This window comes from Thioalkalivibrio sp. ALJ3, assembly GCF_000377205.1.
Classification (GTDB): Bacteria; Pseudomonadota; Gammaproteobacteria; order Ectothiorhodospirales; family Ectothiorhodospiraceae; genus Thioalkalivibrio.
The window spans coordinates 857,293-883,197 of sequence record NZ_KB897905.1 but is presented as its reverse complement, the minus strand read 5'-3'; the positions used below and the strand labels follow the sequence as shown (position 1 = coordinate 883,197).

Below are 25,905 nucleotides of genomic sequence, written 5' to 3'. Positions count from 1 at the left end.
GCGTTGCGGTTCCCTTGTGCAGAATGACTGCACGGCAGTCACCGCGCCTTGTTCGCACGCAAAAGCGACTCGAGCGCGGACGTGCGATTAAATCAGCGTCTCCCTAGAGACCAGCGCGCTTACACTGCTTCCGGCTGCGAGAGCTCCAGCAAGCGATCCTCGATCGCATCAAGTCGCAGCAAGTGGCTGGTCACGCCCGAGGCCTTCACTCGCCATGCCCACGGAGAGCTATCGGCGTCGTCGACGGCATAGATATTTTGCGGCGTGATACGCACCGGATGCGGAGTACCGCGTACTTCGAGCGCATAGAACGGCAACCGCTCGGGCTGCGTAATCGCCTGCATGACCAGCAGGCGTGTAAACCGGCGCTGCGCATCCTCGGCGGGGTCGTCCGGATACAGCAGGCGGTGCACATTGACTACGGGTACCTGGACGTCCTGCCAGATCAGCGTGGGCTCCAGCCACGGGATGTCTACATGCTCGTGATCGGTCTGCAGGGCCCCAGCTCGCGTGGTGACCTCGAGAAAGGTGCTGCGCGGCAGCAGAATGGAGCCAGTGTCCAGTTGTACGATCACCGACTCGACCGACGGTTCGTGCGTCTGCTCGCTCATACGGTGACCTCTTCGAGATGACGCCGGATCTCATCCAGCAAGTCGTTCTCCAGGTACGGCTTGCCCAAGTAGCCGTTAACCCCCAGACGCGAGGCGCGTTCGCGATGTTTCGTGCCACTGCGCGAGGTGATCATGATGATCGGCACCTGGCCCAACTCCGGGTGATCGCGGACATGGGCGGCGAACTCGAATCCGTCCATGCGGGGCATTTCCACGTCCAGCAGAATCAGATGCGGCCGTTTCTCCTCCAGCATCGTGACCGCGTCCAGCCCGTCACGGGCCGTGACCACGTCGTAGCCATGGCGGGCGAGCAGACGCGCGGTCACCTTGCGGATCGTGATCGAATCGTCGACGACCATGATTCGCGGTACACCGGCGATATCGCCCACCGGGCCGGCCTCGACAACGCCGGCCGTGGCCGCCGCAAAACGCACCAGCATGCTCAGGTCGAGGATCAGCATGACCGAGCCATCGCCCTGCAGTGTGGCCCCCGCCACACCAGGGATGCGGCTGAGAACCGGGCCCACTGACTTCACGACCACCTCCTGGCTGCCCAGCAGGCCGTCGATCCGCAGTGCCACACGCTGGTCGTCGGCCCGCACCAGCAACAACGGGAACGGGTGATCCGGGAGCTGACTTACGCTGGCCTGTGTCTCGACGCCCATCAGGTCGCCCAGGGCCCGTACGGCATAGTCCTGGCCCGCGTACGGATAGCTCACGTGCCCTTCATCATCGGCCACGATCTCCTGTGCGCGGGCGCGCACCACACCCTCCACGGAGGCCATGGGTACCGCAAACGTCTCCTCGCCGACCTGTACCAGAAGCGCCTGCGAGATCGCCAGCGTGAATGGCAGGCGCATGGTAAAGCGCGATCCCTTACCCGGCGTGGAATCAATCTCCAGCGTACCACCCAACTGCTTGACGTCGCTGTTGACCACGTCCAGGCCCACCCCGCGACCGGCTACCTGCGAGATCTCCGAGGCAGTCGAAAAGCCCGACTGCAGGATCAGCTGCAGAGCCTGAGGATCAGTGATCTCCGCATCGGCCGCCAGCAGACCTCGCTCAACGGCCCGGGCACGAATGGCGTCGGCATCAATCCCGGCACCGTCATCCGTCACCTGCAGGCGGATCTCGCTGCCCGACTGCTCCAGCGAGACACCAATCTGGCCGGCTTCCGGTTTGCCGGCCGCGCGCCGCGCGTCAGAATCTTCGATCCCGTGCGCGATCGCATTGCGCAGCAGGTGCTCGAGTGGGGCAATCAGACGCTCCAGCAATGCCCGGTCAAGCTCGGCGCCCTGACCAACAAACTCCACCCGCACCGGCTTCCCAAGGTCATCACCCGCCTGACGTACCACACGCCGCAGGCGTGGCGCCATGCGCGCAAACCGCACCATGCGCTGACGCATGAGCTGGTCCTGGAGATCGGTCCCGACCCGGCGCTGCTGCAACAGAATCGCGCCCGCATTCTGCAGTTCGTCACCGACGTCCTGCTTCAGTGCTTCAAGGTCACTGACACTCTCGGCCAGGGCGCGCGAGAGCTGCTGAATTCCGGAATACCGATCCATCTCCAGCGGATCGAAATCCACTGCCTCGTCACCGCCTTCCTTCTCGACCCGGAACAGGATCTGGGTCTCGGTCTCGATCTCGAGCTTGCGCAGCTGCTCGCGCAGGCGGGCAATGGTGCGTTCCAGCTCCTCGACCTGGCTCTCGACGCGCCCCACGGTTTGCTCAAAACGCCGATGGAAGGTCGCAAGTTCGCCGGCATGATTGACCAGCGCGTCCAGGACCTCGGCATCCATGCGCACCTGGTCCTGAATTCGACGCGCCTCTTCTATCGGCTGGGGCTGAGTGAGTGCCTCCAGCTCTCCGTCATCCGCCTGACCGGGCTCGGGCGCTGTATGCTCGTCGTTGCCGCGAGTGGCCGGCTGGATCTCCAGCTCGTCGCCGCCACCGGAGGCCCAGTCACGCAAGGCCGGCAGCATCTCGCTGGCACCTTCGTCCGTCTGCCAGGTGCCGACTCCGCGCTCCACCAGATGCTGGACATCGGTCAATGCGCGCTCGGCCAGTCGGAAAAAGCCTTCGCGTGGTTCCAGTCCCGTCTCGGTCTCGACACCCAGCGCACTCTCCAGCGAATGGGCGATGGACCCCACCACCTCAAAGCCGGCCATGCGGGCGCTGCCCTTGAGCGTGTGCACCTCGCGCTGGAAGGCATTCTGATCCGGGCCCGGACGCCCACCGGCCGCACGCCAGGCCCCAAGGGCCGCGAATGCCGCCTCCAGGATGTCGTGCGCCTCCTCGATGAAGACCTCGGCGAACTCCGGGTCAATCTCCTCTTCTGGCTCGGTATCCTGGCCCTCTTCCAGCTCCACATCGGCGGGCTCCATCGGCGCCGCCTCGGACTGCGTGTCGGCCGTCTCGGGGACCTGATCGGCCGCATCCGCATCGGCGGCGCGCAGTAGCTGTTCGGCAGTGGCATGGTCGAGGAGTTCGTAGACCTCGGGCGACCAGGTAGGTGGCTCGTCGGTCTTGGCCGGGTCGGGCTGCTCATCGGCTACCGTGGTGGCGACGTAGCCTGCAAGCTCGGCGAGCAGGGCCTGCGCCCGTTCCGCCAACGGCCATTCCATCTCCCGGTGGATACGCACCATGCGCTCGAACGGTCCGCAGACGGCATAGATGCCGCGGATATCGGCCGTCCGGGCACTACCGTTCAGGGTGTGCAGCGCACGCTCCAGATCATGGTTCGGAATCCGGTCCGGGCGTTCCCCGGACTCGGCGATCCACTCGTGCAGTGTCGCCAGGTGGGTTCGCGCCTCGGCAGCAAACACCTCCCAGAGCTGTTGATCGGTGCCTGCGCTCTCCGGAAGTTCGAGCGTTTCCTCGTCCGTTTCGGATGCGGATTCCGCCAGAGGCTCCAGGTCCGTCTCGGCCTCGGACTCGCCCTCGGGCACCCCGCCCATCGCATGCGTGGGTGGCTCCAGGGGCTGGAGCGACTCCGCATCATCTTCCGATGCCTCCGGAACAGCAGCGGCGGGAATCTCCGGATCCACCTCGGACTCGACTTCGAGCGCATCCATGCTGCGCACCAGCTCGGCAAACTCGTCCTCGGCACTGGCCGGCATATCGCCTGCCTCATCCGGCAGGTCCGCATCTCCGGAGAGCAGGGCCTGGAGACGCAAGGCGATATCCAGCACGGGGGTATCCGGTCCGGTGTCGTCGCGGACCTCGGCCACCAACCCGGGCAACACCGCGATCGCATCCTCAAGCGCCTGGATGGTCGCAATATCAGCCTCCTCGCCACCTTCCAGCAGGCGATTCAGGAACGACTCGACTACCCAGGCGAATTCACCCAGACGCAACGCACCGGCCAGTCGCCCGGAGCCCTTGAGCGTATGGAAAGAACGGCGGATCACCGTCAACGCATCCATGTCGGACGGCGCGGCCTGCCAGCGCGGGAACTGTTCACGCAGGCTGGCGATCTCCTCCTCAGCCTCTTCCAGGAAGATATCGAGGATCTCGGGATCGATATCCGGCCCCCGGACCTGAGTGGACAATACCGTCTCGTCGTAATGCAGGCGTTCCGGGGTTGCGACTCCCCGTGTCGGCACAGACGACCTCGAAGTCTCGGCGGCAACCTCCTCGGTCGGGAGCGCCTCGGCATCGCCGGGTGCAGTGGGCGGGGCTGCCTGACTCGCGCCGTCGGCACTTTCCGGTGCCCGCTCGACAATCACAGAAGGACGGGCACCGGCATCCCCCCCGGAAATCGCACCCAGACGCTGCAGCGCCGCCACGCCCCGTTCATGGACGCTGTCCAGTTCGCGCCAGGGCTGTCCGGAGGACTCGAGCGCCAGCTCGATCGAGCTCAGCACCTCGGCCAGGGCCTCGACCTCCTCCTCGCGCAGATCCTGCGCCGCTGGACCGGCATCGACACGGGAATCCAGATGGCGGATCAGTGGCTGCAGCAGGGCCTGCAGGGTTTCGAACCCGCCGATCGACATCGCGCCATCGACCCGTTCCAACGCGCCACGGGCCTCACGCAATCCGTTGTCCACCCCCTCCCCTGACAGGTATCCGAGCAGGGTGTCACGCACGCGTCGCACGTCGACCAGCGCTTCCTGATAGATCGCCGCCGCCAGGTGACGGTCAAACTCGGCGCGTGGACCGCCGGCCGCCCGCCGCCTCAGGCCCGAGTCGAGCAGCGACTCCAGCGCCAGCAGGTGCTCGGCAAGTTCCATGTCGACGTGCTCATCGGGCTCCCCGGCACGTTCCGGCGTCAGGGTCTCGAGCAGGGCCTCTGTATGGCGCTGTCCGTCATCCAGGCCCAGCAGGCTCAGGGTCGAGCCAATCCGCTCGACCTGTTCGCTCAGACTGGCGAGATCCTCGTGCCCACGGTGCTCCGAGCGCATCAGTACATCCAGACGCTCCCGCACTTCGGCGAGGTCGTCCTCCAGGGCGGCACGCAGATTCTGATAGACGGCCTGACCAACACCCCCGCCCTCATCGCCATCCAGCGCGTGCAGGCCGAACACCTCGCGCACGGCGCGTGTCTGCTCGCCATCGGAGTTGGCACCCGCCAGGTGAAACAGCAGGGTCTTGATCAGGTCATCCGGGACGGCATACTCGGGCTCCGAACCATCGTCGCTCGATTCGCAATGCTCGGTGAGGATGCCCACATAGCGGCCGAGTTCCCGGTCCACGCGCCCAATCAGCCGACGAATGTCGGTGCTGGCTTCGAGACCCTGGTCGGCGAGCGACTCCAGGATGCCACCCGCGATCCAGAACAAACGCCGGATATCACCGGGCGGGACCGCCTCCTCGATCTGGTGCGCGATTGGCTGCAGGCGGCGGGCAGCCGCAATCACGTCCCCGCGAACCAGCTCCAGTAGCTCGCGCTGAAACCCCCTGCGGGCCTCCTGCAGGCGCCGTGCGCGCTCCTGCGGGTGTGGCGCCTCGCCACCGGATCCGACCTGATCATCATCCACGGGCTGGAGATCCGGCATCAAGGCCGCGACGTCCATCAGGAGAGTGGCTCCCCGGACCGCGCGCAGCTCGTTGAGCAACGGCACCAGGATCATCGGCGAGGGCAGCTCCGTATCGCCCTCCTGTTCGAGGTAGTCGGGAAGCTGCAGGGCAGCGCGCAACAGGGCTTCGGTCGCCTCCGGATCGGGTGGCTCCGCACCCTGCTGGAGATCCATCACCTGCAGCATCTCGTCGCAGATCAGGACCACGCTGTCCACCTGCACCATGGTCAGCGTGCCACGGATCTGCTCCAGCCCTGCCCGGGCATCGTCCAGACACTCTTCGCAGGCGGGATTCTCGGCATAACGCCGCAAAGCGTCCTGGAGCTCGACAAACAGCTTGTCGAGCTCATCGCGGACCCAATTGAGTGCGCTGGGTGCCATATCTGCGGCCCGGCGTCAGGCGCGCTGCTCGTTCGGGACGGTTTCCTCGGACGGCGCGTCAGGCTCGTTGGCGTCGTCGCCAGGGTCGGGCAGCGTCGGGTCGGGGAGCTTGAAGTCCGATACCGAGGACTGAAGCTGCGCGGACAGTTGCGCCAGGTCGCCGATAGCGGCTGCGGTGGACTGGGTGCCCTGGGTAGTCTCCGAGGTGATCTCGCGAATTTGCCCCATGATCGAGGTCACGTTGCGCGCCATCTCGGACTGCTGGCGCGCCGAGTTGGCGATCCCGTCGATCAGGTCCGCGAGGTCCGCCGAGACCTGCTCGATCTCGGCCAGCGCCTCGCCCGCCGCCTGTGCCATCTCGGCCCCGGACACCACGTTGGCGGTACTTTGCTCCATCGACGAGACCGCTTCGCTGGTATCCGCCTGGATCGCCTTGACCAGACCCTCGACCTGTCGGGTTGCCCCGGAGGAACGCTCCGCGAGGCGCTGGACTTCGTCCGCCACCACCGCGAATCCGCGGCCCGCCTCGCCTGCAGCGGAGGCCTGGATCGCCGCGTTCAGCGCGAGCACGTTGGTCTGTTCGGCAATGTCGTTGATCAGCCCGATGATGTCGCCGATCTCCTGCGAGGACTCACCCAGGCGCTTGATCCGTTTCGCGGTCTCCTGGATCTGTTCGCGGATGGTGTCCATCCCCTCGATCGAGCGGCGCACCGTGGCCGCCCCCTTGGATGCGATTTCCACCGAGTTTCGTGCCACCTGGGCCGACTGCCCGGCATCCTGCGCGACCTTGTCGACCGACTGGCTCACCTCGTCGATCGCGTCGTTCGCCTGCTGGATCTCGCGGGCCTGCTCCTCGGACTTCTCGGCCAGCCCCAGCACCTGCGAGCGGGTGGCAGCCGAGGACTCGCTGATGTCCGCAGCCACCGTGTTGATGGTCGCGACCAGGGTACGCAGGTTCTCAATCGCGTAGTTCATCGAGTCCGCGATCGCGCCGGTGAAGTCCTCGGTGACGGTTGCGTTGACGGTGAGGTCGCCGTCCGCGAGGTTCATCATCTCGTCGAGCAAACGCAGGATCGCCTGCTGGTTACGCTCGTTCTGCGCCTCGGTTTCGGCCAGTTCGCGCTTGGTATCGCGATACAGGAACAGGCCCATCGCGATCAGCAGCAGCAGCGCCAGTCCACCGAGGGCAAAGCCGACCAGAGCGATCACGCCCGCCTGTTCGGCTTCGCGGTTCAGGGCCGCCTCCAGCCCGCCGGTCACCCCCAGCATCGCCCCCGATCGGGCCTCCACGGAGGAGGCCGCCGCGTTGATCTCGAAAATCTGCGACGACGTGTCCAGCACCCCTTCGACCGCCTCGCTAAAGGCGACAAACAAGGTGGCGATCTCCTGCAGCATGCGCTGAGTCTCGGCATCATCGACGCGCTCGATACCCAACGGCTCGAACCCCTCGATCAGGCCATCGAGCACGCGCCCATACAGCGTGGCATCACGCTCGAAGCGCTCGATCGCGGTGGCCGCCGCAGCACCCCCCTGCAACACCTGGTTGAGGTTGTTGGCGATGCGCTGGATCAACATGGTCTGGCGCGAGGCCACATAGACCTGTTCCGGGGATTCGCCGATCTGGACCATGCGCCGCACGACATCGTCGGACAGGCGCGCAAGTTCCGGGGAGAAGGCCTCCACCGCCTCGGAGAATTCCGTCACCTGCTCGATGTCATCGGAGCCCACGATGACGGTGGTGACATCATCGCGATAAAGCGACCACTCGCGGTTGACGTCCGACAGCTCGCCGGATACCGCTTCGGGCAGGGGCAACAGACCGTCTCCCCCATCGCGCAGCCGTTCGAGCTGGTCGTCGAAACGGTTGCGCAACTCGGTGATGTCGGTGATCGCCTGTTCGGAACCGGCGGCGGCCTCCAGGGTGCCGGTCGCCAGCCGTTGCGACAGCAACTGCATCTCGCTGGCCAGGGCGATACGATCGCGATACTGGCTTTGTTCGAATTCGTGGTAGGTAAAGGCCACGCCCGTCGCGATCAGGGCCAGTACCAGCAGCCCCCCGAGGACGATATTGCGCAAGCGGCGACTCGATCCCATACGTCATACCCCCTGTTGCAGTCCGTCGGACCCGCTTACACAGCGGCCGCGGCCTGTTCGGCATTCGATGCCCCAGCCAGCTCCATGCCGGCAAAGCGATTGGTGTCGTTCAATAGCAGATCCAGATCCAGCACCGGGTGCAGCCGGTGCCCTAGATCGAACCCGCCGGTAATAAAGGGGCGCACGCTGTCAGGCACTGTCACCTCCAGCCGCCGTTGCGACGGGATGCAACGCCGCATGCCCTCGACCTGGCTCACCAGCAATCCGGCCATGCCGTGCCCCTGAGGCGCCACCACCACGCGCTGCCCGGTCGCATCGTGTGGCAAGGGGGTGTCCAGCAACAGCTTGCCCATGTCGAACACCGGCAGGACCAGCCCGCGCAGGTTCCCCACACCCAGCACCGCCGGATCCGCCAGTGGCACACGCGTCAGCGACAGCGGATCGGCCACCTCGGCAATCGAGTCCATGTCGACCAGAAAACGGAAATCAGCGACGCGGAGCAACACCCCGCGCCAGCCCGTGCCAATGTCCCGTCGCAGTTCGCGGTTCACGCGACGCCCTTCGCGATCGAGACTCGCGAGCAGGGCATAGGGCGTGGACCGGTCAATCTTCATGCGTTCAGGTACTTTCCAATCGTCTGCAGCAGATCCTTTTCCGCCACCGGCTTGGTGATGTAATCCCGAGCCCCCTGGCGCATGGCCCAGACCCGGTCCGTGGCCTGATCCTTGGTCGACACCACGACCACCGGCACATGCGAAGTCTCGTCGGCTTTCGACAGCTCGCGGGTGGCCTGGAAGCCATTGAGCCCCGGCATCACCACGTCCATCAGCACCAGGTCCGGGACCTGCGCCTTGGCCGCGGCCACGCCCTCCTCGCCGCTTTGAGCCGTCGTCACGGCGTGGCCATGCTTTTCCAGCATGGTGCGCAGGACATGGATCTCGGTCGGGGAATCATCAACGATCAGGATGCGGGCCATGGGTCGTTCCTTGTCGGCATCTTGTAGTGCGGCGGATTCAGCTTCCTGCCGGGCGGGTGTACTGACGCATCGCACCCAGGAGGTCATCCCGGGTGAAGGGCTTGGTCAGGTAATCCTCGGAGCCAACCACGCGGCCCTTGGCCTTGTCGAATACGCTGTCCTTGCTCGACAGCATGATGATCGGCGTGGCCCGGAACCGCTTGTTGTTCTTGATCAGGGCACAGGTCTGGTAGCCATCCAGACGCGGCATCATTACATCGATGAAGATGATATCGGGGTTGGAATTGACCACCTTGGACAAAGCCTCGAAGCCATCGACGGCCGTGATCACGTCCGCACCGTGCTTTTGCAGCAAGGATTCGGCGGTGCGCCGAATCGTCTTGCTGTCATCAATCACCATGACTTTCAGCCCCTGAAACTCGGCAGCCGAGTCCGCTTCTGCCAGTGCGTTCGCCACCCTGCTCCCCCTGAAGGCCCTCTGCGCCCCCGAATCTAGCGGAAGCTCGAGTCCATGACAAACAGCGCACAATGATATTGCGTGCCCCCGCGAGCAGCGCAAGGAGCGCAAGCGAACACACATTTGCCCTGCCTCCACGGGAATCCATGAGCGCCGCAATGACATGGCATACTCGAGCCACACTTCGACACCGCGGAACCGCTCGTGGCGCATGACATCGCTGTCCTGATGGACCCAATCGTCGGCATCAAGCCCTGGAAGGACACCACCTTCGCCATGCTGCTCGCCGCCCAGGCGCGAGGGCATCGCCTGCACTACCTGGAACCCGGCGATCTGTGGATTGAAGAAGGACGCGCACACGCCCGCAGCCGCCCGGTGGAGGTGCGCGACCAGCGCGAGGACTACTACACCCTGGGCTCGGAAGAAGAGGGCGCCGCCAGCCGCTTCGATCTCCTGCTGATGCGCAAGGACCCGCCCTTCGACCTCGAATACATCTACGCCACCTACGCCCTGGACCTGGCCGAGCGGGACGGCGTACGGGTAGTCAATCGACCCGGGGCCCTGCGCGACGTGAACGAGAAGGCCTTCGCCACGCATTTCGTCGACTGCGGGCCGCCGACCCTGATCACTCGCGACCGCAGCCGCATCCGCGCCTTCCTCGAGCGCCACGGCGACATCGTGGTCAAGCCGCTGGACGGCATGGGCGGGGCCTCGGTATTCCGCATCCGCGAGGGCGACCCCAACCTCTCGGTGATCCTCGAAACCATGACCGAATTCGACCAACGCACCATCGTCGCCCAGCGCTTCCTGCCGGAATACACCGCCGGCGACAAGCGCATCATCCTGATCGGGGGCGAACCCTACGATTACGCGCTGGCACGGATCCCGGCCGAGGGCGAGACCCGAGCCAACCTGGCCGCCGGCGGGCGTGGCGAGGCCGTGCCCCTGACCGATCGTGACCGCTGGATCTGCGCGCAGATCGCCCCGGAACTGAAACGCCGCGGCCTGGACTTCGTCGGCATCGACGTGATCGGCGATTACCTGACCGAGATCAACGTCACCAGCCCCACCGGCGTGCGCGAGCTCGATGCCGCCCGCGGCGATGACCTCGCCGGCCAGTTCATCGACTTCCTGACCCACCCCTGACCTCGCGAGGTGATGCCCATGCCGATTCCGTTTCCGCGCACCCGCCAGGCCCTCCTCGGACCGATCCTGCTCGCCGCGCTGGCCCTGACCGGCTGCGACCGCGACACACCGGACACCGAAACACTGAATTTCTACGCCTTCGGCACGATCGTGGACGTCACGCTCTACCCCGCCGGGGCCTACGATCTGGAGGCGCTGGAATCCGAACTGCAGGCCGAACTGGAGATCCTGCATACCTCCTGGCATGCCTGGGAGCCCGGGTCACTTGGGCGCACCAATGAACTGCTGGCGCTTCGGGCCGAGTTCAGCGCCCCACCCTCCGTACTGCCGCTGATCGAACGTGGCAAGGAGATGGAAGAGCTGAGCGACGGCCTGTTCAACCCGGCGCTGGGCAAGCTGATCGCCGCCTGGGGCTTTCATCAGGACGAGCCCGAGGGCCCACCACCGGATGACGAAACCCTGGAGGCGCTGCTAGAGGATCCGCCCAGCATGCGCGACGTCGAGCGCAACGGGGTGCGTCTGCGCGGCCAGCACGCGGACCTGCAGCTGGATTTCGGGGGGCTCGCCAAGGGGCTCGCTGTCGAACGCATGCTCGACCTGCTTCAGGATCAAGGTGTAGAGGCCGCGATCTTCAACGCTGGTGGCGATTTAATGACCCTCGGACGGCCTGCCGATCGACCCTGGCGCGTCGCGATCCGGCATCCCCAGGGCGGCATTCTCGGGAGCATCGAGCTTGATGCAGGCGAGGCACTGTTCAGCTCCGGCGACTATGAGCGCGGCTACGAATGGGAGGGCGAACACATCCACCATGTGATCGACCCGCACACCGGGCGCCCCAGCGAAGGCATCCACGGCACGACCGTGTTGCACAGCGACCCCGCCCTGGCCGACGCCGCCGCGACCACACTGATGATTGCCGGCCCCGAGGAATGGCCCCGCTACGCCCGCAAGATGGGTATCGAGGCCGCCCTCGTGGTACTCGATGACCGCATCGAGGCAACACCGGCAATGGCCGAACGCGTGCGCCTGGAAGACGGCCAGCCCGCGCTCGAGGAGCGCAAACTGCCGTGACGTTTTCTAGCCTGCGCTGGGGTGACGGGGTGATCGCCGCCCTGGCCAGTGGCGTTGTGGTCGCGGCCTTTGCCCTCGCCTATCTTCCAGATAGCGAGGCCTCCATGCTGGTCATCACCCAGACCGGCGAGCCGCCGCGGCAGGAACCCCTGGACCGCGCCCGTGAGATCGAGATCCAGGGGCCTGCCGGCGTCACCCGCGTCCAGATCGAGCCGGGGCGGGCCCGCTGCGCCGACTCCCCCGGCACCCGCAACATCTGCGAGAACAGCGGCTGGCTGCAGCGCCACGGCGAGGTCGCGGTCAGCCTGCCCAACCGGCTGACCCTGCAGGTCCAGGGTCACGGCCCCGGCTACGACAGCCTTCACTACTGAGCCCAACGTGACCACTTCCTTCCCCGACACGCTGACGCCGCGCGACCGCGCGATCGCCGCGCTGGCCGCCATCGCCATCGGTGTCCAGGTCCTGGAGGCGGCGATCCCGAGCCCGGTACCCGGTATCAAACCAGGGCTTGCGAACATCGTGACCCTGATCGCCCTGCTGACCCTCGGCTGGCGCGCGGCGGTCGCCGTCACCCTGATCCGGGTCGTCGGCGCCGCCCTACTGCTCGGCACGCTGCTGAGCCCCGCTTTCTGGCTGTCGCTGGCCGGCGCCCTGGCCGCCCTGGCCGCGCTCGGTCTGCTGCGCCCACTGACGCCGCGACACGTTGGCGCCCTGGGCCTGGCCATCGCCGCCGCGATGGCGCACATCACCGGCCAGTTCCTGCTGGCCTGGGGCGTGATCATCCCCCACCCGAACCTGCCACTGGTGCTCCCCCCTCTGTTGCTGGCCGCTCTGATTACCGGCAGCGTGACCGGTATACTGGCGGCACACGTGCTCGCAGACCCCCGGATCCAGCGCCATGTCCGTCTCGCACGGCATCCTTGAACCCGAGCCCCCACAGCGTCGTGGCCAGCTAGGCCCGATGCTGTTTCTGGCCGTGGTCGCGCATGCCCTGGTCATCCTGGGCATCGGGTTCACCGTCGACCCGCTGGATACCCCTTCCCGCGAGCCCCTGGACGTGACCTGGGTGACCGACCCGGACGCACAGGCGCCGGAGCCGGAAGAGGTCGAACGCATCGCCACCGAAGACCAGGCCGCCAGCGGCGAAGGCGAGGAAGTGCAGGAGGCACTGGCACCGGAGGCCGAGGCCGAAGGCGTCGGCGAACCGGAGCCCGAGGGGATCGATGCCCCGCTGCCGGACGCGGGCCCGCTGGTCATGGAGCCCGCCCAACCGGAACCCGAACCGGAGCCCGAAGCCGTGGAGGCCGAGACGGACGAAGCCGAGCCGGCAGCCCCCGAGGTCGCCGAACCCGAACCGATCGAGTCCCCGCAGGCGGAGGAGCGGCCATCGGCTGCCGCACTGATGAACCGGGGTCTGGATACAGCACGCGCGGCCCCGGCCGAGGAGCGCCGCGAATTCTCCACGCGTGCCACCCGTACCCGCTATCTCGACAGCCTCGCCGCGCGCAGCGCACCGGAGGCCGCCTACCTGCAGGCCTGGATCAACAAGGTCGAACGCGTGGGCAACCTGAACTACCCCGACGAGGCCCGCCGCCGGGGCCTGTCCGGCACACTGGTGCTGTCGGTGCGCCTGAACCCGGAGGGCGAGTTGATGAACATCGAGATCGCCCGCAGCTCCGGCGAGCCGGTGCTCGACCAGGCCGCGATGCGCATCGTGGAACTAGCCGCCCCTTATGCCCCCTTCACCGAGCAGATGCGTGAGGAATACGACGAACTCGTGATCACCCGGACCTGGGCCTTTCGCCGCGACCAGATGGAGCAGATTCGTTAGGGAAACACTGATCAATGTACACGCTCGTGCTCGAGTCGCTTTTGCGTGTGAACAAGGCGCGGTGACTGCCGTGCAGTCATTCTACACAAGGGAGCCGCAACGCCATTCCCGCGCAAAAGCGGCCGAGCCCCGGCATTCAATGGGGTGTGGGGTTGGCACCCCAGGCTCCCCGATCCTGCGTTGCGGCCCGCATCCGTCAAAAACGGGCCGGTAGAACCACTACCGGCTGCGCACCGCGCCTTGTCTCGGAGAACCTGGGGTGCCAACACGAGCGTGTACATTAACCAGTGTTTCCCTAGCAGCGATGCGACTGGTACCGGGGCCGGGTTCCTTGCGGCATAACGGAGCAGCGCCGATACTGAACACATGACGCAAGCCCCTTCCAGCTCGAGCGCGGCCAGCCTGCGCGACCACTTCCTGATCGCCATGCCGAGCCTGAACGATGGCTACTTCAGCCATGCGGTCACCTATATCTGCGATCACGACGCCGAAGGGGCTTTGGGCCTCGTGATCAACCAGCCGACCGAGCTGTCGCTGCGCGACCTGCTGCAGCACGTCGATCTCGAACCGCGCGACGAGCTGCCGGAGATCCCGGTCTACCGGGGCGGCCCGGTCCAGCCCGAGCACGGCTTCGTGCTGCACACTGGAAAGCCCGAGTGGCGAGGCAGCCAGCCCATCACCGACTCCATCGTGCTGACCACCTCGCGCGACATCCTGGAGGCCATCAACGAGGGCCGCGGCCCAAGCCGCGTCCTCATTGCCCTGGGACACGCCGGCTGGGGGCCGGGCCAGCTCGAGAGCGAGCTGGCCGAGAACGTCTGGCTCACCACCCGCGCCCATGCCGACATCCTGTTCGACCACCCCAGCGCCGAGCGCTGGGCCGCGGCCGCGCAGTTGATCGGGATCGACGTCAACCTGATCAGTTCAGCGCCCGGCCACGCCTGAGGCGGGCCGAGGCAACGCGATGGGGCTTCTGGCCTTCGACTACGGCCGCCGACGGATCGGGATCGCGGTGGGCGAGGAACTCACCGGCGCGGCGCGCGGACTGCGCACGCTCAACACCGACTCACCGGAGCTGTGGCCCGTGATCGACAGCCTGGTAAGCGAGTGGGCGCCCGAGGGCTTTGTGGTCGGCTGGCCCACCCAGGCGGACGGGAAACCCACCCCGCTGGCCAAACGGATCCGCGCATTCGGGGCGGCCCTCGAAGCACGCTACGACCAGCCGGTATACTGGTACGACGAGCATCTGACATCGCACCTGGCCCGCGAGCGCAGCGGGCGGGGACGCCACGACCCGGGGCTGGACGCCCACGCTGCCGCGGTCATCCTAGAAGGCTGGTTTCAGGAGAACGCATGATGACGCCGGACGTCCCAACCCTGCTCGACCGCATGGCCGAACAGGCGCGCCAGTACCTGGCCAGACACGACATGGACAACCCGATGGTGGTCGGCATCCACTCTGGCGGTGTCTGGATCGCCGAGCACCTGCGCGAACGCCTCGGGGTGGAAAGGCCGCTGGGCAAGCTGGATATCAGCTTCTACCGCGACGACTTCTCGCGCATCGGCATGCATCCGCAGGTCCGCCCGTCCGAGCTGCCGGAGGACCTGGACGGCGTGCACGTCCTCCTGGTGGATGACGTGCTGTACACCGGGCGTACAATACGCGCCGCCCTGAATGAACTGTTCGACTACGGGCGTCCTGCCTCGGTCACCCTCGCCGTGCTGGTCGAGCGCGATGGGCGCGAGCTGCCCATTTCCGCCGCGATCGTCGGGGAACACATGGAACTGGGCGACCGGGAACAGATCAAGCTGCGAGGCCCCGAACCCCTGCGCCTGGAGCGCGTCACCCTCGAGAGCGATGGAGACGCCGACGCATGAGCGATGCCGTGGTCACCCCGTCCCTGGCCGGCGCTGCCCGCCTGCCGGAGCCGGGCCCGTTGCCCAATCGCCTGCAGCTGACCGATGACGGCCAGCTGCGCCACCTGCTCACCATCGAGGGCCTCAACCGCGACCTCCTGAACGAGATCCTGGATACCGCCGAGTCGTTCGCGAACATGAACGAAAAGGCGGTCAAGAAGGTGCCGCTGCTGCGCGGCAAGACCATCGTCAATCTGTTCTTCGAGGCCAGCACCCGCACCCGCACCACCTTCGAACTGGCCGCCAAGCGCCTGTCCGCGGACGTACTCAACATCAACATCAGCACCTCCTCGGCGGTCAAGGGCGAGAGCCTGCTGGACACCCTGCGCAACCTCGAGGCGATGAACGTGGACATGTTTGTTGTGCGCCACGAGGAGAGCGGAACCGCGCATTTCATCGCCCGCCATGTCGCCCCGGGCATCAGCGTGCTCAATGCCGGCGACGGCCGCCACGCGCACCCCACCCAGGCCCTGCTGGACATGTTCACCATCCGCCGGCACAAGGGCGACTTCACCAAGCTGAAGGTCGCGATCGTCGGTGACATCCTGCACTCGCGCGTCGCGCGCTCGCAGATCCACGCGCTCAACATCCTGCAGACCGGCGAGGTGCGCGTGGTCGCGCCCTGCTCACTGCTGCCGGCGGATGTCGACCAGCTCGGCGTGCACGTCTACAACGACCTCGACGCAGGTCTGAAGGATGTCGACGTAATCATCATGCTGCGCCTGCAGCGCGAACGCATGGAGAACGCCCACCTGCCCTCCGAACACGAGTACTACCAGCTGTTCGGCCTGACCTCGCGGCGCCTGCAACTGGCCCATCCCACCTGCCTGGTGATGCACCCGGGCCCGGCCAACCGCGGCGTGGAGATCGAGTCCGCCGTGGCGGACGGCCCGCACTCGGTGATCCTGCAACAGGTGACCTACGGCATCTCGGTCCGCCAGGCCGTGATGTCCATGGTGATGGGGGCGCATCAGTCGTGAGTGTGCTGATCGAGAACGTCCGGATTATCGACCCGGCGGACGACTACGACGAAGTCGGGGCGCTCTGCCTGCAGGGCGCCGAGATTCTCGCACGGGGCCAGATACCGGACGGCTTCGAACCGCGCCGGCGCATCGATGGCACCGGGCTTTGGGTGTTCCCCGGCCTGATCGACCTGTCCGCGCGCATGCGCGAGCCCGGCGAGGAGCACAAGGCCACCATCGCCAGCGAGACGCTGGCCGCCGCGCGCGGGGGCATCACCAGCGTCGTGATTCCCCCGGATACCGATCCACCGATCGACTCCCCGGCCGAGATCGAGCTAATCGCGCGCCGCGCGCGGCAGGCCTGCGGGGTGCGGGTCTATACCCTCGGTGCCCTCACACAACGTCTGGAGGGCCAGCAGCTTGCCGAGATGGCGGCGCTGCAGCAGGCGGGGGCCCGCGGTGTGAGCAACGCCCACAGGCCGCTGGCCAGCCTGCTGGTGCTGCGCCGAGCCCTGGAATATGCGACCACTTTCGGTCTGACGATCGTACTGCCCGCCCAGGACCTGTCGCTGACCGGGTCGGGCTGCATGCACGAGGGTGCGGTCTCCACGCGCCTGGGCCTGTCGGGCATCCCGGAGGCGGCCGAAACCGCCGCACTGGGCGCCATCCTGGCCCTGGTCGAACAGACCGGGGCACGCGTGCACGTCGCGCGGCTGTCGACGCGCCGCGGGGCCGAGATGATCGCCAAGGCACGCGCCGAGGGCCTGCCGGTCACCGCCGATGTCGCCGCCCACCAGCTGTTCCTGACCGAGGTCGATGTGGCCGAGTATGACCCGAACGGCCATGTGATCCCGCCGCTGCGTGCCCAGCGCGACCGTGACGGTCTGCGCGCGGCCGTCGCGCGCGGCGAGATCAGCGCCATTTGCTCGGACCACCAGCCGCATGAGGCGGACGCCAAACTCGGGCCGTTTGCGGGGACCGAGCCCGGGATCTCGGCCCTGGAGACCCTGCTCCCCCTGACCCTGCGCCTGGTCGAGGATGGTCTGCTGAGTTTGGGCGAGGCGCTGGCGCGCGTGACGTCCGGACCCGCGGAAATCCTTGGGTTCGAACAGGGCCGTCTGGGCGCCGGTGCGCGCGCCGATTTCGTGCTGTACGATCCCGCCGCACTGCACGAGATGCGAAAGCAGGACTGGCTGAGCACCGGGCGCAACTCGCCGTTTTTCGGCTGGACCTTCTCCGGCCAGGTCCGCGAGACCTGGGTGGCGGGCCGTCCGGCCTGGACTCAGCCCACTGAGGGAAACACTGAATAATGTACACGCTCGCGTTGGCACCCCAGGTTTTCCGAGACAAGGCGCGTCGCGCAGCGGGTAGTGGTTCTACCCGCAAGCGGCGCAACGCTGGATCGGGGAACCTGGGGTGCCAACCCCACAAGCCATTACAGCAGGGGCTCGGCCGCTTTTGCATGCGCACGGCGTTGCGGCTCCCTTGTGCAGAGTCACTGCACGGCAGTCACCGCGCCTTGTTCGCACGCAAAAGCGACTCGAGCGCGAGCGTGTACATTATCCAGTGTTTCCCTAAGGACAACGCATGACCGCCACCGGCACCGAACGCCCCCACCGCGGCACAATCTTCCAGGAGGCCGCCCGCATACTGGACCACCAGGATGCCGGGGCCGAGCAGTGGATCCTGCGCGTCGAGGCGCCCGAATGCGCGCGCCATGCCGCGCCCGGGCAGTTTGCCCACATCCAGTGTTCGCCGAATCTGCCGATGCGGCGCCCCCTGTCGATCCAGCGGGTCGACCGCGACGCCGGATGGGTCGAGTTCCTCTACAAGGTGGTGGGCGACGGCACACGGGCGCTCTCGCAGCAACCGGTGGGCGACTCTCTGAGTGTGCTGGGGCCGATCGGGGTCCCGTTCCGGCTGAATCCCGAACGCCCGCTGCGGCTGCTGCTCGGAGGGGGCGTCGGCATCCCTCCAATGATCTTTCTGGCCGACCACCTGCGCCGCCAGGGCGAGGCGGGCCAGACCCGCGCGATCCTAGGCTCCGAGGTGCCGTTCCCGTTTCGCGCCAAACCCTCGGAAATCCTCTGGCCAGGGCTGCCGGACGGGGCGATCGCGACCCTGCCGCTGCTGGAGGACTGGGGCGTGGCCTGCCGCCTGACCTCGAAGGCCGGTATCCCCGGCGCCCACGACGGCTTCGTGACCGATCTTGGCCGGGCCTGGCTCAAGACGCTCTCGCCTGCGGAACGTGATCAGGTCGAGCTCTATGCCTGCGGCCCGCACCCGATGCTCGAGGCCTGCGCGGAACTGGCGGCAGAGTTCGGCCTGCCCTGTCAGGTTTCGTTGGAGGAATTCATGGCCTGCGCGGTGGGCGGCTGCGCCGGCTGCACGGTACCGGTGCGCTCCCCCGACGGAGTCGCGATGAAGCGAGTCTGCGTGGATGGCCCGGTATTCGCCGCCGCCGACGTATTCCCGGAGCCGGCGCGGGCCTGAGGGGCGAACCCCGACCGAGACCTTCACCCCGTAAAGCTCACGGAGACGATCCGGAGTCTGAGTTGCAGGAACGGAGGGTGATGCGGTTCGCTTCGCTCAGCGCATCCTACCGCTCGGGGAGTTGAAGGTCTTCCTCGGCCTCGTCGGCTGCGGAGACGCCGCCACCGAAGTTGAGGCGCCATTCAAGATCGGCGCGCGAATCCGCCTTGTTCAGGGCCTCGTCCAGCATGACCCGGCCGCCCTTGAACAGCTTGACGATGGCCTGATCGAAGGTCTGCATACCCACCGAGCTGCCCTTGGCCATGATCTCCTTGATCTCGCTGATCTTCTCGTCACGGATCAGTTCGGCGATATACGGCGTGTTCACCATGATTTCCAGCGCGGCCACACGCTGCCCGTCCTTGGTCTGCAACAGCCGCTGGGCGATGATCGCGCGCAGGTTCAGCGACAGATCCGAGAGGATCTGCGAACGGTTGTCTTCGGGGAACAGGTTGATCACGCGATCCAGGGCCTGACTGGCATTGGTCGCGTGCAGGGTCGTCAGTACGAGGTGGCCGGTGTCGGCATAGGTCAGCGCCGCGCGCATAGTCTCGCGCGAACGCACCTCGCCAATCATGATCACGTCCGGGGCCTCGCGCATACCCTCCTGCAGGGCGTGATCATAGCTCGGCGTGTCGATCCCCACCTCACGCTGCCCGACGATCGAACGCTTGTGTGTAAAGAGAAACTCGATCGGGTCCTCGACAGTGAGGATGTGACCGCTGGAATGCGTATTGCGATGATCGATCATCGAAGCCAGCGTGGTGGATTTCCCCGTCCCGGTGGCGCCGACGATCAGGATCAGCCCATCCTGGTGCGCGACAAACTCCTGCAAGACTGCGGGCAGCCCGAGTTGTTCGATGGTCGGAATGGACATGCGGATAAAGCGGATCACCATCGCAACCTCGCTGCGCTGGCGATAGACGTTCACGCGAAAGCGTCCCAGCCCGGAGCGCGAAATGCCGAAGTTGACCGCCGTCTCGCGGTCGAAGATCTCGGCCTGGTGCTCGTTCATCATCTCGCGCGCGATGGCCTCCGCCTGACCGGGGGCAAGGGCCTTGCGCGAGATCGGCTGCAGGATCCCGTCGACCTTGATACTCGCGGGCGCACCGGTCACGAAAAACAGATCCGAGGCCCTCTTCTGCGCCATCAGACTCAGGTACGGTTCGATCTGCATCTGGCTCATTAGTGATCTCCCGGTCGGCGCAGGCCGTCAGCGGACGCTGTAGTCCTCTGGACGTTCGTCCACCGCCAGACCCTCGCCCTCGTCGGACACCGCCGGAGCACCATCGTCCTGTGCACGCCGTGAATCGAGCTTGATACGCAGGCGCAGGTCGTTCACCGAATCGGCGTTGCGCAGGGCCTCCTCGTAACTAATCTTGCGGGTCTCGTAGAGGTCGAACAGTGCCTGGTCAAAGGTCTGCATGCCCTGCTCGCGGGAGCGCGACATCAGTTCCTTCATCTCGTGCACCGCACCCTTCAGCATCAGATCGGCCATCAGCGGGGTGTTGATCAGGATCTCCACCGCCGGCACGCGGCCCTCGCCATGTTCCTGCCGCACCAGGCGCTGCGAGATCACCGCTTTCAGGTTCAGCGACAGATCCATCAGCAGTTGTTCGCGCCGGTCCTCGGGGAAGAAGTTGATGATGCGGTCCAGCGCCTGGTTGGTGCTGTTGGCATGCAGGGTGGACAGGCACAGGTGCCCGGTCTCGGCAAAGGCGATGGCATAATCCATCGTCTCGCGGTCGCGGATCTCGCCAATCAGGATGACATCCGGCGCCTGGCGCAGGGTGTTCTTCAGCGCGATCTCGTAACCCTCGGTGTCCACGCCCACCTCGCGCTGGGTGATGATGCTCTTGTCATGCTCGTGGACGAACTCGATCGGGTCCTCGATAGTGACAATGTGATCCGCGGAGGTGCGGTTGCGATAACCGATCATGGCGGCCAGCGAGGTCGACTTCCCCGAGCCGGTGCCGCCGACAAAGATCACCAGGCCTCGGCGCTCCTGGGTGATCTCCTCCAGCTGCGGGGGCATCTGGATGTCCTCGAATCTAGGAATCACCGAGTTGATCGTACGCAGCACCATTCCGGGGCTGCCACGCTGGGTGAACACATTCACGCGAAAACGCGAGACCCCCTGCAAGCCAATCGCGAAGTTGCACTCCTGGTGTCGCTCGAACTCCGCCGACTGCTTGTCGTTCATCAACGCACGCACCAGTGCCTGGGTGTGCGACGGTGTGAGTTTCTGCTCCGTCATCGGCACCACACGACCGTCGATCTTCGCCGCCGGGGGCATGCCGACGGTGATGAACAGGTCCGAGCCACCACGGTCCACCAGGGCCCGCAGCAGGTCATGCATGTACTTGATCGCCTTGTCACGATCCATGGTGCTTCTCCCGTTGTCAGATCCCCAACCCGGGATGGGGGCTCAGAACGAATCCGGGTTGGAGGCCTTGCGCTTGGCGTCGTCGCGACTGATCACGCCCTGGGCCAGCATGTCCTTCAGGCACTGGTCGAGGGTCTGCATACCGGTTCCGGCACTGGTCTGGATAGTCGAGTACATTTGCGCGATTTTGTTCTCGCGGATCAGGTTTCGAATGGCCGGTGTTCCAAGCATGATCTCGTGCGCCGCGACACGACCACCCCCAATCTTCTTCATCAGGGTCTGCGCAATCACCGCGCGCAACGACTCGGACAGCATCGCTCGCACCATGTCCTTCTCGGCCGCCGGGAACACATCAACAATACGGTCGATCGTCTTGGCGGCGGAACTGGTATGCAGGGTTCCAAAGACCAGGTGACCGGTCTCGGCCGCAGTCAGCGCAAGGCGGATCGTCTCGAGATCACGCAGCTCGCCGACCAGGATGGTGTCGGGATCCTCGCGCAGGGCCGAACGCAGCGCCTCGGAAAAGCCATGGGTATCGCGGTGCACTTCGCGCTGGTTCACCAGCGACTTCTTCGATTCGTGCACGAATTCGATCGGGTCCTCGATCGTCAGGATGTGCCCGTAATCGTTTTCGTTGCGGTGGTTGACCATGCCCGCCAGCGTGGTCGACTTGCCCGAACCGGTCGGGCCGGTCACCAGCACAATGCCACGCGGATAGTTGGCGATCTCCTCGAAGATACGCGGTGCCGCCAGTTCTTCCAGCGTGAGCACCTTGGAGGGAATGGTACGAAAGACCGCCGCAGCGCCCCGGTCCTGGTTGAACGCGTTGACACGAAAACGCGCCAGCCCCGAGACCTCGAACGAGAAGTCCGTCTCCAGGAACTCCTCGTAGTCCTTGCGCTGGCGGTCGTTCATGATGTCGTAGATCAGGCCCTGGACCTCCTTGTGGTCCATGACCGGCACATTCACGCGGCGCATATCGCCGTCGATGCGCACCATCGGCGGCATGCCCGCCGAGATGTGCAGATCCGAGGCCCCGTTCTTGACCGAAAAGGCCAGCAGCTGCGTGATATCCATGCATCCCCCTGTCCAGCCGGAGACAGGCCGCCAGCCCCAGCGCCCCATCCCGGGCGGCGCCCTGCCGGGCCCCCCAGCGTGTGGCGGACACCACCCGCCTGACGGCGGTGCCCTTACGTTTCATCGGACTATATCATAGGGCCATGAGCGCACCAGACCACGCACTGAAGGCCGTTCGCGAACGCATGGTTCATGCCTGCGAGCAGGCCGGACGCGACCCCGACACGGTGCAGCTGCTGGCCGTATCCAAGACCCGTGCGGCCGACGACATCCGCGCGCTGCACACCCTCGGACAGACAGCGTTCGGCGAGAACTATGTGCAGGAACTGGTCGACAAGTTCGACGCACTCGAGACCGGCCCGGAGCCCCTGGGGCTCGAGTGGCACTACATCGGCGCGCTGCAGAGCAACAAGACCCGCCCGGTCGCCGAGCGCGCTCACTGGGTACACACCATCGACCGCGAGCGCATTGCCCGCCGCCTGTCGGAACAGCGCCCGGCAGACCTGCCGCCCTTGCAGGTCTGCCTGCAGATCAATGTCTCGGACGAGAGCCAGAAGGCGGGTGTCCCTCCGGAGGCCGCCGCCGCGCTGGCCGACACCGTCGCGAACCTGCCCGGGCTGACGCTGCGCGGCCTGATGACCCTGCCGGCCGCGGAAAGTGATCGCGAGTGCCAGCGTCAGCCGTTTGCCCGGCTGCGCCAGCTGCAGGACGAACTCAATGCGCGGGGGCACTCCCTGGACACCCTGTCCATGGGCATGTCGGGCGATCTTGAGGCCGCAATTCTCGAGGGTGCCACTGTGATTCGCATTGGCACCGCCTTGTTTGGCCCACGAGCGGCGCCAGCCAGTAACCCATCAACACAGGAGTCCGCATGACGGAACATCGCTTCGAAGTCGGCTTTGTCGGCGCCGGCAACATGGGGGAAGCCCTGCTGCAGGGGCTGGTCCAGTCCGGCCACGATGCCGAACGCATCGCGATCGCCGACAAGAGCGCCGAACGCGTGCGCGATCTCCAGGCCCGCTATCCCGGGCTGCAGGCCGCGAACCCCGAGACGCTCGCCGAGGGCAGCGCCACGCTGGTGCTCGCGGTCAAGCCACAGACCCTGCCGGACCTGGCTCCCACGCTGCGCGAGGCAGTCGCCCGCGGGCAACCCCTGGTGATCTCGGTAGCCGCCGGCATAACGACGGCCCAACTGGCCGGCTGGCTCGGTGACGACACTCGCCTCGTGCGCGCCATGCCCAATACACCGGCCCTGGTCGGCGCCGGCGTGACCGGCCTGTTCGCCGCCCCCACGGCCACCGCCGAGGACCGTGACACCGCCAATCGCCTGCTGGAGTCAGTGGGGCGGGCGATCCCGGTAGCGGACGAGGAGCTGATGCACGCGGTCACGGCGACCTCGGGCAGCGGCCCGGCCTACGTCTTCATGATGATCGAGGCGATGCAGGACGCCGCGCAGTCGCTCGGGCTGCCACCCGACACCGCCCTGGAGTTGACCCTCGGCACACTGGCGGGTGCGACCCGGCTGGCCGCCGAAAGCGACGAGCCACCCGCCGAACTGCGTCACCGCGTGACGTCACCGGGCGGCACCACCGAGCGGGCCCTGCAGGTGCTGGAGGACGGCGACCTGCGCGGACTTATGCGCCGCGCGATGGCGGCAGCGGCCGAGCGCTCGCGCGAACTCGGACAGTAGAGCGCTCCGCGCCACCGCTTTTCAGGCTGGGCTTGGTTCATCATCCGGTGTTTACGGTGCCTTCGGTCCGCATACTGCCAAGCGCTCACTCGCGAGCGCGCCGCGAGGTACTTCTTTGCTCGTGCAAAGAAGTACCCAAGAAACACGCCCGACTGCCGCGACCCCGGCCCGCTGTGCGGGCCGGGGTTTCCCTCGCTCCGAGGCTTTTCGCGGGCGGCGCTGAAACTCGCTGCGCTACGCTCCGCTCAGACAGTCAGCGCCTCTCTTCCCGCGAAAACCCTCTCCACTCGGCGCGACGACAACGGGGGTGAAGGTCAAGACAACGGCTGTCCCGGCGATTGTGCTTATGGGTGGAGGCTAGGTCTTCGGACATCATCGGCACGCGCGGCCTACGGCCATGGCGTGCCGCGCCCGCAAGCGGGCGCCGGGGGATAGGCAGGATGCCGATGAGCGTAGCGAATCGCATCAGGATTGCCCCGACGTCGGAACGGTGCGTTTCGCTGCGCTCAACCGCACTCTACGGCGTTGGAGCTAAGCACAAGCGCGGGGAGACCTTCTGTTTTGACCTTATCCCCCCGTATGAAGCCCCTTGCGGAAGGGTCCTCGGGACGGACGATTCACAATAAAAACGGGGGCGCTGACTGTCTGAGCGGAGCGTAGCGCAGCGAGTTTCAGCGCCGCCGGCCCGAGGGCCCTGGAGCAAGGTCCCCGGGCGGAATCCGGGTGCGCCTCGACGGGTACTTTCTTGGGCAAGCAAGAAAGTATCTCGCGGTGCGCTCGCGAGTGAGCGCTTGGCAGGCGGTGGACCGAAGGCACCGTAAACTCCAGAGGCCGAACCAAGCCCAGCCTCAGCGACGCTGAGGGCCAACCAGGGCACATCAAGGCCCGCTAGCTGGTGGGCGGGAGAAGGCTAGTCGTCGGGGAGGCCGAGGCGGCGCAGCCAGCGCGCCGGATTGCCGGCGCAGACCAGAAACTCGGGATTGAGCATGCTCTCCTTGGTGTTGTAGCGAAGCTCCTGCCCGCGGAGGTCCGTCACATGCCCGCCCGCGGCCCGCACTACCGCGTGCGCCGCCGCGGTATCCCACTCGCTGGTAGGCCCCAGCCGCGGATAGATGTCCGCGGCCCCCTCGGCCACCATGCATAGCTTCATCGAGCTGCCCAGACTCACCAGGTCGTGCGGCCCCAGGCGTTCGAGCACGGCATTCAGCCGCTCGGCCCCGTGCGAACGACTGCCTGCCACCAGCGGGTGCTCGGTGTCGATACGGTCGCGCGCCACTTCGATGGTGCGCGGGGCCTCCGAACCATCACGCCGGATGGCGCCGCCCCCGGCGTGGCCTGCGTACAGCCGCTGCAGGACCGGGCTCCAGACCACCCCCATCAGCGGCTCGTGCTCATGAATCAGAGCGATATTGACCGTGAACTCGCCCGTGCGCTTCACGAACTCGCGGGTACCATCGAGGGGATCGATCAGCCAGTAGGTCCGCCACTGCTGGCGGCGCTCGAACGGGACATCCTGCCCCTCCTCGGACAGCACCGGCCACTCCGGCGCAATTTCGCGCAGCCCCTGTGCGATCACGCGGTGCGCGGCCAGGTCGGCCTCGGTCAACGGGGAACGGTCATCCTTCTCGGTGACCGCGAAGCGGGTCTCGTAGATCTCGAGGATGGCACGGCCAGCATCCTCGGCCAGACCACCCACTTCCTGCATCAGGGCGGTCAGGGCCGCGTCCCTGGGCGGTTCGATCATTGGGGATCCTTT

23 protein-coding genes are annotated in these 25,905 nt (G+C 66.4%); 13 read left to right on the top strand and 10 right to left on the bottom strand.

All coding sequences use genetic code 11. The annotated features are described in order from the left end of the window. Window positions 1–119 precede the first annotated feature (119 nt). From C935_RS0104195 to C935_RS0104170, 6 genes are read right to left on the bottom strand one after another with little or no spacing between them, the layout of a single operon-like run. A complete protein-coding gene (locus tag C935_RS0104195; protein WP_018861264.1) occupies window positions 120–611 on the bottom strand; it encodes a hypothetical protein in 492 nt (163 codons plus the stop codon). Then, window positions 608–6,010, bottom strand: a complete 5,403-nt coding sequence (locus C935_RS0104190; protein WP_018861263.1) for an Hpt domain-containing protein — start codon at window positions 6,008–6,010, stop codon at window positions 608–610. The genes C935_RS0104195 and C935_RS0104190 overlap by 4 nt, the downstream gene beginning before the upstream one ends. A 15-nt stretch (window positions 6,011–6,025) precedes the next feature. Beyond that, complete coding sequence (locus tag C935_RS0104185) at window positions 6,026–8,104, bottom strand: methyl-accepting chemotaxis protein (protein ID WP_038040085.1); 2,079 nt, start codon at window positions 8,102–8,104, stop codon at window positions 6,026–6,028. A gap of 35 nt (window positions 8,105–8,139) precedes the next feature. Beyond that, on the bottom strand, window positions 8,140–8,718 hold the full coding sequence (locus C935_RS0104180; protein WP_018861261.1) for a chemotaxis protein CheW: 579 nt from the start codon (window positions 8,716–8,718) through the stop codon (window positions 8,140–8,142). Further along, the gene (locus C935_RS0104175) at window positions 8,715–9,080 is read right to left on the bottom strand and encodes a PleD family two-component system response regulator (protein WP_018861260.1); all 366 of its coding nucleotides are present in this window, start codon (window positions 9,078–9,080) and stop codon (window positions 8,715–8,717) included. The genes C935_RS0104180 and C935_RS0104175 overlap by 4 nt, the downstream gene beginning before the upstream one ends. A 37-nt stretch (window positions 9,081–9,117) precedes the next feature. Continuing rightward, entirely contained in the window at window positions 9,118–9,537 is a 420-nt protein-coding gene (locus C935_RS0104170) for a PleD family two-component system response regulator (protein ID WP_018861259.1), read from the bottom strand. A 204-nt stretch (window positions 9,538–9,741) separates the two neighbouring features. Between C935_RS0104170 and gshB the strand changes: the two genes are divergently transcribed. From gshB to C935_RS0104115, 11 genes are all read left to right on the top strand, one after another. Beyond that, window positions 9,742–10,683 (top strand): glutathione synthase, encoded by a 942-nt coding sequence (gene gshB, locus C935_RS0104165; protein WP_018861258.1) that lies wholly within the window; start codon window positions 9,742–9,744, stop codon window positions 10,681–10,683. Window positions 10,684–10,701: 18 nt separating this feature from the next. Further along, the gene (locus C935_RS0104160; protein WP_018861257.1) at window positions 10,702–11,754 is read left to right on the top strand and encodes an FAD:protein FMN transferase; all 1,053 of its coding nucleotides are present in this window, start codon (window positions 10,702–10,704) and stop codon (window positions 11,752–11,754) included. Next, window positions 11,751–12,125 (top strand): NusG domain II-containing protein, encoded by a 375-nt coding sequence (locus tag C935_RS0104155; protein WP_018861256.1) that lies wholly within the window; start codon window positions 11,751–11,753, stop codon window positions 12,123–12,125. The genes C935_RS0104160 and C935_RS0104155 overlap by 4 nt, the downstream gene beginning before the upstream one ends. Window positions 12,126–12,132: 7 nt before the next feature. Next, window positions 12,133–12,678, top strand: a complete 546-nt coding sequence (locus C935_RS0104150) for a Gx transporter family protein (RefSeq protein ID WP_018861255.1) — start codon at window positions 12,133–12,135, stop codon at window positions 12,676–12,678. After that, entirely contained in the window at window positions 12,653–13,585 is a 933-nt protein-coding gene (locus C935_RS0104145) for an energy transducer TonB (protein WP_026278629.1), read from the top strand. The genes C935_RS0104150 and C935_RS0104145 overlap by 26 nt, the downstream gene beginning before the upstream one ends. Window positions 13,586–13,951: 366 nt before the next feature. Continuing rightward, window positions 13,952–14,530, top strand: coding sequence for a YqgE/AlgH family protein (locus C935_RS0104140; protein WP_018861253.1), 579 nt, complete (start codon window positions 13,952–13,954; stop codon window positions 14,528–14,530). Window positions 14,531–14,549: 19 nt separating this feature from the next. After that, on the top strand, window positions 14,550–14,942 hold the full coding sequence (gene ruvX, locus C935_RS0104135) for a Holliday junction resolvase RuvX (RefSeq protein ID WP_018861252.1): 393 nt from the start codon (window positions 14,550–14,552) through the stop codon (window positions 14,940–14,942). Further along, entirely contained in the window at window positions 14,939–15,463 is a 525-nt protein-coding gene (pyrR, locus tag C935_RS0104130) for a bifunctional pyr operon transcriptional regulator/uracil phosphoribosyltransferase PyrR (RefSeq protein WP_018861251.1), read from the top strand. Before ruvX ends, pyrR begins: the two co-directional genes overlap by 4 nt. Next, window positions 15,460–16,482 (top strand): aspartate carbamoyltransferase catalytic subunit, encoded by a 1,023-nt coding sequence (locus C935_RS0104125; protein WP_018861250.1) that lies wholly within the window; start codon window positions 15,460–15,462, stop codon window positions 16,480–16,482. The genes pyrR and C935_RS0104125 overlap by 4 nt, the downstream gene beginning before the upstream one ends. Next, window positions 16,479–17,774, top strand: a complete 1,296-nt coding sequence (locus tag C935_RS0104120; protein ID WP_018861249.1) for a dihydroorotase — start codon at window positions 16,479–16,481, stop codon at window positions 17,772–17,774. Before C935_RS0104125 ends, C935_RS0104120 begins: the two co-directional genes overlap by 4 nt. A 277-nt stretch (window positions 17,775–18,051) precedes the next feature. Further along, a complete protein-coding gene (locus tag C935_RS0104115; protein WP_018861248.1) occupies window positions 18,052–18,957 on the top strand; it encodes a dihydroorotate dehydrogenase electron transfer subunit in 906 nt (301 codons plus the stop codon). Between the two features lie 106 nt (window positions 18,958–19,063). Here the strand turns inward: C935_RS0104115 and C935_RS0104110 are convergent, their stop codons facing one another. The 3 genes from C935_RS0104110 to C935_RS0104100 are packed head-to-tail and all read right to left on the bottom strand — an operon-like array spanning window position 19,064 to window position 22,459. Continuing rightward, on the bottom strand, window positions 19,064–20,182 hold the full coding sequence (locus tag C935_RS0104110) for a PilT/PilU family type 4a pilus ATPase (protein ID WP_018861247.1): 1,119 nt from the start codon (window positions 20,180–20,182) through the stop codon (window positions 19,064–19,066). A 27-nt stretch (window positions 20,183–20,209) separates the two neighbouring features. Further along, the gene (locus tag C935_RS0104105) at window positions 20,210–21,382 is read right to left on the bottom strand and encodes a PilT/PilU family type 4a pilus ATPase (RefSeq protein WP_018861246.1); all 1,173 of its coding nucleotides are present in this window, start codon (window positions 21,380–21,382) and stop codon (window positions 20,210–20,212) included. 42 nt (window positions 21,383–21,424) lie between these two features. Then, a complete protein-coding gene (locus C935_RS0104100) occupies window positions 21,425–22,459 on the bottom strand; it encodes a type IV pilus twitching motility protein PilT (protein WP_018861245.1) in 1,035 nt (344 codons plus the stop codon). A gap of 143 nt (window positions 22,460–22,602) precedes the next feature. On the opposite strand from C935_RS0104100, the gene C935_RS0104095 reads away from it, so the two are divergent. Together C935_RS0104095 and proC are read left to right on the top strand one after the other, a co-directional pair. Then, window positions 22,603–23,334: a YggS family pyridoxal phosphate-dependent enzyme gene (locus C935_RS0104095; protein ID WP_018861244.1), complete on the top strand. Its 732-nt coding sequence runs from the start codon at window positions 22,603–22,605 to the stop codon at window positions 23,332–23,334. Continuing rightward, entirely contained in the window at window positions 23,331–24,149 is an 819-nt protein-coding gene (gene proC, locus C935_RS0104090; protein ID WP_018861243.1) for a pyrroline-5-carboxylate reductase, read from the top strand. Before C935_RS0104095 ends, proC begins: the two co-directional genes overlap by 4 nt. Window positions 24,150–25,059: 910 nt before the next feature. Here proC and cysQ read toward each other — a convergent pair. After that, window positions 25,060–25,893, bottom strand: coding sequence for a 3'(2'),5'-bisphosphate nucleotidase CysQ (cysQ, locus tag C935_RS0104085; RefSeq protein WP_018861242.1), 834 nt, complete (start codon window positions 25,891–25,893; stop codon window positions 25,060–25,062). Window positions 25,894–25,905 lie beyond the last annotated feature (12 nt).